Source organism: Limosilactobacillus ingluviei DSM 15946 (genome assembly GCF_001435775.1).
Lineage (GTDB): Bacteria > Bacillota > Bacilli > Lactobacillales > Lactobacillaceae > Limosilactobacillus > Limosilactobacillus ingluviei.
Genome location: NZ_AZFK01000045.1, coordinates 1 through 420 on the forward strand (window position 1 = coordinate 1; position 420 = coordinate 420).

Sequence of the window (420 nt, forward strand, 5' to 3'; positions counted from 1 at the left end):
AACTGCATTGAGAGAAAGAAGCTCCCGATAGCGTCTTTTGTGATGGTTACCGTTCCAATGCGAGTTTCAGCACCGCGAGCTAAGATTCGCTGGTGGGAACCTTTAACACGGAGCCGACCTAATTTAGGAACCAGAACATGCTTACTATCTTCAAAACGTACAGTTCCGTTGGTTAAGTATGCTTCCTTCTGTTTCAAATACTGGCAGTTAGTTTGATAACGCCAAACGTAGCTTTTCCGGTGGAAATTAGGAACACCTGCGGTGTGAATTTTGCGAAAAGCATTCCATGCCTTTCGATAATTCTGAATGGCGTTAGCTTTAGTCAAGCTGTCAATTCTTTTATCTCCTAAGAACTGGAAATGATTCGACATTTGTTTAGCATTTTGGCGAAGTTCCAATTGCTTAATTCGTGACTGAACA

At 42.1% G+C, this 420-nt stretch carries 1 pseudogene; it reads right to left on the reverse strand.

Features of this window, described 5'->3' with window-relative positions:
• Window positions 1–420: pseudogene (locus tag FC43_RS06130) on the reverse strand (RNA-guided endonuclease InsQ/TnpB family protein); the annotation flags it as partial.